Source organism: Anaerophaga thermohalophila str. Valhall, from assembly GCF_000250735.1.
Classification (GTDB): Bacteria; Bacteroidota; Bacteroidia; order Bacteroidales; family Marinilabiliaceae; genus Anaerophaga; species Anaerophaga thermohalophila_A.
The window spans coordinates 1-2474 of sequence record NZ_AHZV01000028.1 but is presented as its reverse complement, the minus strand read 5'-3'; the positions used below and the strand labels follow the sequence as shown (position 1 = coordinate 2474).

Here is a 2474-nt window from a genome sequence, read left to right as displayed (position 1 = left end):
TTATTTTTTCGGTGTTAATGGAAACACCAGTGGGATTTAATTCACGACCCGCAGAATATGCTTTTTGCTTGGGCGCAGGACGAAGAAGAGGGGGCGATTATCGATTTCCATTCCATTACCAAACTGGAAAAAGAAGAATTTCCAGTTCAAACCGGTGGAGCCAGTTTCTTTACCCCGGCAGGTCTGCCCATCCATTTTGCCGATATGAGCAAGATGGGAGAAATGTATTTTACCACCGATAAAGTCAATGACTGTTTTGATAGTGAATTAAAACCGACTGATTGCCAAAGCGGCGAAAACCATATCATTTCCGATAAAGGGATTTTGATTGCATTCCGGTATAACGGTGCATTTTATACCCCCATTATCCGGGCCAGCGATAAATCCTTTCCGGGGGCCATCAAAGCATCGGACAATTTCTTTGTGGGCTATAAAGCAGAAAATTATTACAGTGAAGAATACACCCCGGAAAACACTTCCTTTGATGTTTACTGGTACCAGGGAGAATGGAACGGAACAATACCTTTCTGTTTTGATAAAGATGCCTATATCAATGCCAATGCCTTCAACAAAGAAGAATATAAAGGTGCCGGTTACTTTGCCACTTTCATGGAACGTCGTACCAGCTATAGTTGTGACGACTATTTAATGACCCTTAAAGAGCTGGACAAACTTGACTTCTTTAACAGTACACTTTCAGCCCAATACAATCCATGGGGAAATGGAGGGTTATTGCAAAGCATAGAAGACCGGGAAGATGAATGCCGCTTGGTATATTCAGTGGAAAATGAAAACGGCAGAAAAGAGCATTACGAATACGATTATGTCCTGGAAGATTGGGTATCCATTGATATAGCCACTGCAGGTTTTAGTGCTTACATGGACTTGGATTTAATTGCTGAAATTACCAATCTATACGGCCATCAAACCCTGGACATTTTAGGATTTATACCGCTGGCAGGAGAAGCCTTTGATGTTGTCAACGGCATGTGGTATTTGGTGGAAGGAGATGGCGGTAATGCCACGCTGTGTTTTGCCAGTATGCTACCAATAGTTGGTGATGCAGCTGTTAAATCCTCGAAATATGCCATAAAAATCATCAAAGGCAGGAAGTTGCAAAAACTTTTTGACCTGACCGATGAATCACTGTTAGCCTACGGGCGTATCGCCAAAACCTTACAACAAGGCGGAGATATTACTTGTAGGGAATGTCTTGAATTGAGCGGTAAATTACTGGCACATAATCCAGGTAAAGCTGCGCCCATTGAAAAACTTGCATCCAGGATTACCGATAGTGATAAGTTAAAGGCTGTGCTGAACAAAGTTGATGAAATGGGAACCACACAAAAGGGTAAATTCCTGGAGGATGTGCAGCAGATAGATGATGTGGCTGTTTTGGATGGTGGATTGGTTGATGCTTGGAAGAAAATGGACAACCTGGGTGCTGATGATGCATTGAAACAGAATACTGGGGCTTTGGAAGTGTTAGATTTGAAGGCTAAAGGAGAGTTGGATAAAATTCCTGACCCAAGTGAGTATTTAGACGCAGACTACATATCTAATCACTTAGCAAAGTTTGATGAAGGTATAGGCAGAGTTTCAACAAGAGCAAATTATAATGAATTTGGCACACTTGGAGGACCTAATTCTTTTATTCTTCCGGAAAGCGAATTGAGACAAATCCTAAATGAGACAGGAGGTAATGTTAGAAAAATTGAGAAAAGATTGGGTATGCATGAAGGTGATTTAGGAGATAATCCTGTTTTTGGGGTTTTTGATAGAGAATCAGTTGGGGAGATAAAAATGCCTTCTGGAAGAGAAGGTGGTGCAGATAAAGATTTATGGATTCCAGGGGGTAAAACAAGTGGTGGAACAACTGAGGCGGTAGTTGATTTATCGGAAAATACAACTTTTTTATTAATTGACTAAAACATTTATGAAATACGCAACAATCAAAAAATCCGGCTGGAAAGTAACCCATGATGGGGGGGCTTTTTATTTAACTTTTTTGCCAGGTGAAATTGGGGAGTTAGGGGCTTCTTACGAAGTAAATAAAGAAGTATATGAAAGAGCTTTAAATAGTGAAGTTAGTTTAACACAATTAATAAATGAGTTTAATATTTTTCAGAACTTCAAGAAAGTTTATGATATCAAAAAGCCACCAGAATTGCCTTTAAGAAAAAATACCCCCACTAAATTTTATGGTAAGGATTTTATAACAACTCATGAAGAAGATAAATACTATTTAATGTATCAGTTAGGAAGACATGGAGGTGGGCACAGAAAAATCCAAATCACCAAAGAGATATACGAAGATGCCCGGAAGGGAGATAAATCAACATCGGATTTATTTAAGAAATATAACCTGTATCACTTGGATGTACCGGAGAATGATGTAAAATAGAAACAAAAAACCAATCCTGATCGGGTTGGTTTTTTATTTTGCATACGCTTGCCTAGCTCTAACATCTCTT

The 2474-nt window shown here is 39.5% G+C and carries 2 protein-coding genes; both read left to right on the top strand.

Annotated features, from left to right (window positions below; genetic code table 11):
- Positions 1–57: 57 nt before the first annotated feature.
- On the top strand, positions 58–1929 hold the full coding sequence (locus tag OQ5_RS0101095) for a hypothetical protein (protein ID WP_016775721.1): 1872 nt from the start codon (positions 58–60) through the stop codon (positions 1927–1929).
- 7 nt (positions 1930–1936) lie between these two features.
- On the top strand, positions 1937–2404 hold the full coding sequence (locus tag OQ5_RS0101090; protein ID WP_016775720.1) for a hypothetical protein: 468 nt from the start codon (positions 1937–1939) through the stop codon (positions 2402–2404).
- Positions 2405–2474: the final 70 nt, after the last annotated feature.

Coding starts and splice junctions, on each gene's coding strand:
- OQ5_RS0101095 (WP_016775721.1), top strand. CDS start 58: ATGCTTTTTGCTTGGGCGCAGGACGAAGAAGAGGGGGCGATTATCGAT.
- OQ5_RS0101090 (WP_016775720.1), top strand. CDS start 1,937: ATGAAATACGCAACAATCAAAAAATCCGGCTGGAAAGTAACCCATGAT.